Genomic DNA, 3,634 nt, shown 5'->3' on the forward strand with positions numbered 1-3,634 from the left:
CATCAGCAGCACGAACACGAGAATAAACGACAGGCCAAGATCTTTATACATATCCGTATCACTTCCGAATGTAAAGAGGGGCAGCCGCAGCGTAATCACCAGCGACGCGACCGCCGTCGACACTAGAACGAAGTAAAACGGCCGCCGCACCGTCTCCCGAAACGTGTTCAGAACGATACCCGTTAGCCGCATCGCGACCCGCCCGAAAGCCCCCCGAATGCCACGTCGAACCCGGAAAACTCGCCCGTCGGTTCCTCCTCGGCTACCGAACGGCTATGAATGTGAGCGGCCATGATCCGATCAACCCCATCCAGAAGCCGCCCCACGTCGGCTTGCTCGCCTTCGACGACCAACTCCACGCGGCCATCCCGGAGATTCCGCACAAACCCCGTCACCGCCTGGCCACGCGCAAGACGCACCACCGTGTACCGAAAACCCACGCCCTGCACCTGCCCGCCATAATAGACGTGTGTGCGAGTCTTCATGCGACGGCCGCCGTGACGGGACGTGTTCCACGTGGAACACCCGCCCGCTGAATTATAACCGCCGCGCCGGCGACCCGCAAAGAGTTTTCTGTTGCCTCTAGCCCGTTACCGCTTACAATGCAACCCTGAGGGAAAAGGCCGTGCCCAGCATCCTTGCAGTGGCAAATCAGAAAGGCGGCGTCGGCAAGACGACTACCGCCACCACACTTGCCCACGCCTTCGGCCTGGCGGGATGCAGAGTCCTCGTCGTCGACGTGGACCCCCAGGCGAATGCCACCAGCGGCATGGGCGCCGAAGCCGTAGATACCAGCGCTGCCTTCACGATTCCTGCCGATGGGGGCATTGTCCGAACGCCTTGGCAGGGTGTCTCCTGCATCCCTGCGGGAAGAGACCTTGAGCACTGGGCCACCCAGCGGAGCCTCGGAAACACGCGGCTTCGGGACAATCTGCAACGCCTTCAAGCGGGACGTTTCGATGTCGTGCTTATCGATTGTCCCCCGTCCCTAGGGCCGCTCACCCAGAATGCCTTGGCGGCATCAGCAACGGTCCTGATCCCGATCCAGTGCGAATACTATCCCCTCGAGGGGCTCGTCCAACTTGTCGGGGCCGTGCGGCAAGCCAGCCAGGGGAACCCCTCCCTTCGCATCGGCGGGGTCCTCCTGACGATGTATGACGCGGACGCAGACCTCACCCGCGAGGTCGAGGCGGAGGTCCGTGGAAAACTTGAAGAGCCTGTTCTCGAGACGGTTATCCCGAGGGACACGGCCGTGGCCGAAGCGCCCAGCCACTGCCTCTCGGTGATCGAATACGCCCCCCGCAGTCGAGGGGCGAGGGCTTACGTCTCTCTGGCTGCGGAAATCATGGACCGGGGTCTGGCAGGATAGGGGCGCAGACGATGGCAACGAAGCGTTTAGGACGCGGGCTCGATGGGCTGCTTCAGGGACTGTCGCGCGGCGGTCGAGCCGAGACGACCGACGAGGTTCTTGGCGGAGGCCCGACAGCGTCCGTACCGGTGGGTTTGGTTGACGGGAACCCGTTTCAGCCCCGCCAGGGCATGGACGCCGAGCAACTGGCAGGCTTGAAAGCGTCAATTCGCGAGCATGGGATCCTCCAGCCAATCATGGTCAGGCCGTCGGGGTCCCGGTACCAGGTGGTTGCGGGGGAGCGCCGGCTGAGGGCGGCCAAGGAACTAGGACTGGCGGAAATCCCGGCCGTGGTACGGGAGGTTCCTGACGAGCGGATGCTCGAATTCGCCCTCATCGAAAACCTCCAGCGCGAGGACCTGGACCCGATCGAGAAGGCGGAAAGCTTTCGGACATACCTTGCGAGCACGCACCAGACGCAGGAACACGCCGCCAGCCGGCTCGGCCTGGACCGCAGCACGATCGCCAACATGATCCGCCTCCTGGAACTGCCGGACGAGGTGCAGGCGCTGGTCCGGGGTGGGATGGTGGCGATGGGCCATGCACGGGCACTGCTGGCCATCGAGGACCGCAAGCGGCAAGTGGTGGTGGCGGAGAGGGTCGTGCGGGAAGGCCTATCGGTTCGCCAGGTCGAGCGGCTGGTCAGTGCCGTGGTGACGTCTCATCGGGGGAAGAAGAGGACAGAGAAATCGGCTGGCGTCCGTGACGTAGAGGCGAGGCTCCGGGAAGCCCTTGGAACCAAAGTGAGCGTCGAAGAGGGGCCCAAGCCAGGTTCAGGCCGAATTGTCATCGAGTTCTACAATCACGCCGACCTTGACCGCATCCTCGGCATCCTCGAATAAGAAGGACCGCGGTGTTCCACGTGGAACGTCTGGCGTAAGCGATGAACGGGGGGGGTATCCGCCGCGGCAGAGAAATTCTCCTTGAGTACGGCTACCAATTCAAAGCCTGCTACGGTCCAAGCGGGTTCTGGGACACCGCCAGCAGGCGACAATGGCCAGAGACGACAACGGCAAGGAACGGGAACCGCAATGGAAGGGAGAGGCTTTCAACTGCTGGGCTCGCCGCAGTCGACGCTCCTGCGATGTGTTCGTGGTTGGTCCTTGTTCTTGTTTATGATAGAGGGGCGAACACCTGGCAGAAAGACCAGAGTCAAAGATGATCGGAGCAGCAAATTCAATTCTGGCCTCTCTTGGAGACGCCGGAACGGAACACTCGCCAAGTAGAACCGCAGAAAAAGTCATGCAGTTTTTTTCTGAACGTCGTCAGGATCGAACATAAACCCCATCCTGTTGCGGTGGCAGTTGACGCAAGCAACGCCGCAGCGGAACGCCTGCACCAAGTCGTTGAGGGTTGCGAACAGGATGTTGGCCAGGACAGTCCGTCTCAGATGGCTCCACAGGCGCTCGATCCCGGCGCGCCGGGACTCGGACAGTATGGCGGCAGCCAGTAGATCGTCAGTTGGCCCGCGTGGGCTTCCAGCCATTGCCGTACAGCATGCGTGTGGTGGAAGCGGCCTTTGTCGCAGACCAGTCGGACCTTTCCCCCGGCGTAGGCCTTGACCAAGACCATCAGGAAGACGAGGAAGTGCCAGCCGCTCTTGGTATCGGCGATGGTCTCACCCAGATCGGGCTTCAAGATAATGAGGCAGTTGCGGAAGACCTTGGCCGATGGCGTGGTAAAACGCAGCCGGTCGGCGAAGCGCCGCCGTGATGGCAGGCTGGTTGAAGTGCAATCTGGTCCGACGAGTTCCCCACCCCCGTAAACGAATGGTAATTGGACCAAGACGCGGGCGGCTCTCGGCTTGAGTCGCCGCCGGGCAGAGGGGTCGAGGGATGCTAGGCGCGGTACAAGCCGTGGCGTGCGATATAGTCGGCGACGGTCGCCGGGACTAGCCCCGCAATGGGCTGGCCATCGCGGACCTTTTGTCGGATGTCCGTACCGCTGATGTCCAAAAGGGGGGCGGGAACGCGGCTGGCGAGGATTCGCCGGACCGTTTCTTCGCCTATGGCCTCGCAGAGGGGACCGAGGTGGTACGCTTTCGGGCCGGGTCGCGGTAGAATAGCCAGGGTCGCCAAGGCGACAATATCCGCGATGCGGTGCCAGGTGTGGAGGAGCGGCAAGTTATCCTCGCCGAGGACGAGGAAAAGGGTGGCGTCCGGGCCCACGGTCTGGGCAAAATGCTCGATGGTGAGGATCGTATAGGACGGCTCCGTCCGGCGAACC

General features: G+C 62.5%; 6 protein-coding genes. 2 read left to right on the forward strand and 4 right to left on the reverse strand.

Annotated elements, in window-relative coordinates; genetic code table 11:
- Both NTX40_08960 and NTX40_08965 read right to left on the reverse strand, forming a co-directional pair.
- Positions 1-192, reverse strand: a 192-nt coding sequence (locus NTX40_08960) for an ABC transporter permease (protein ID MCX5649209.1), incomplete at its 3' end; no start/stop codon positions are given.
- Positions 183-485 (reverse strand): acylphosphatase, encoded by a 303-nt coding sequence (locus tag NTX40_08965; protein ID MCX5649210.1) that lies wholly within the window; start codon positions 483-485, stop codon positions 183-185. The genes NTX40_08965 and NTX40_08960, both read right to left, overlap by 10 nt.
- Positions 486-625: 140 nt before the next feature.
- On the opposite strand from NTX40_08965, the gene NTX40_08970 reads away from it, so the two are divergent.
- The gene (locus NTX40_08970; protein ID MCX5649211.1) at positions 626-1,369 is read left to right on the forward strand and encodes a ParA family protein; all 744 of its coding nucleotides are present in this window, start codon (positions 626-628) and stop codon (positions 1,367-1,369) included.
- A gap of 11 nt (positions 1,370-1,380) precedes the next feature.
- Positions 1,381-2,250, forward strand: a complete 870-nt coding sequence (locus NTX40_08975; GenBank protein MCX5649212.1) for a ParB/RepB/Spo0J family partition protein — start codon at positions 1,381-1,383, stop codon at positions 2,248-2,250.
- 544 nt (positions 2,251-2,794) lie between these two features.
- On the opposite strand, the gene NTX40_08980 is transcribed toward NTX40_08975, so the two are convergent.
- A complete protein-coding gene (locus NTX40_08980; protein MCX5649213.1) occupies positions 2,795-3,046 on the reverse strand; it encodes a transposase in 252 nt (83 codons plus the stop codon).
- 200 nt (positions 3,047-3,246) lie between these two features.
- A partial coding sequence (locus NTX40_08985) for a nicotinic acid mononucleotide adenylyltransferase (GenBank protein MCX5649214.1) occupies positions 3,247-3,634 on the reverse strand: 388 nt, incomplete at its 5' end.

The organism is Planctomycetota bacterium, from assembly GCA_026387035.1.
Classification (GTDB): Bacteria; Planctomycetota; Phycisphaerae; order FEN-1346; family FEN-1346; genus JAPLMM01.

Coding starts and splice junctions, on each gene's coding strand:
- NTX40_08965 (MCX5649210.1), bottom strand. CDS start 485: ATGAAGACTCGCACACACGTCTATTATGGCGGGCAGGTGCAGGGCGTG.
- NTX40_08975 (MCX5649212.1), top strand. CDS start 1,381: ATGGCAACGAAGCGTTTAGGACGCGGGCTCGATGGGCTGCTTCAGGGA.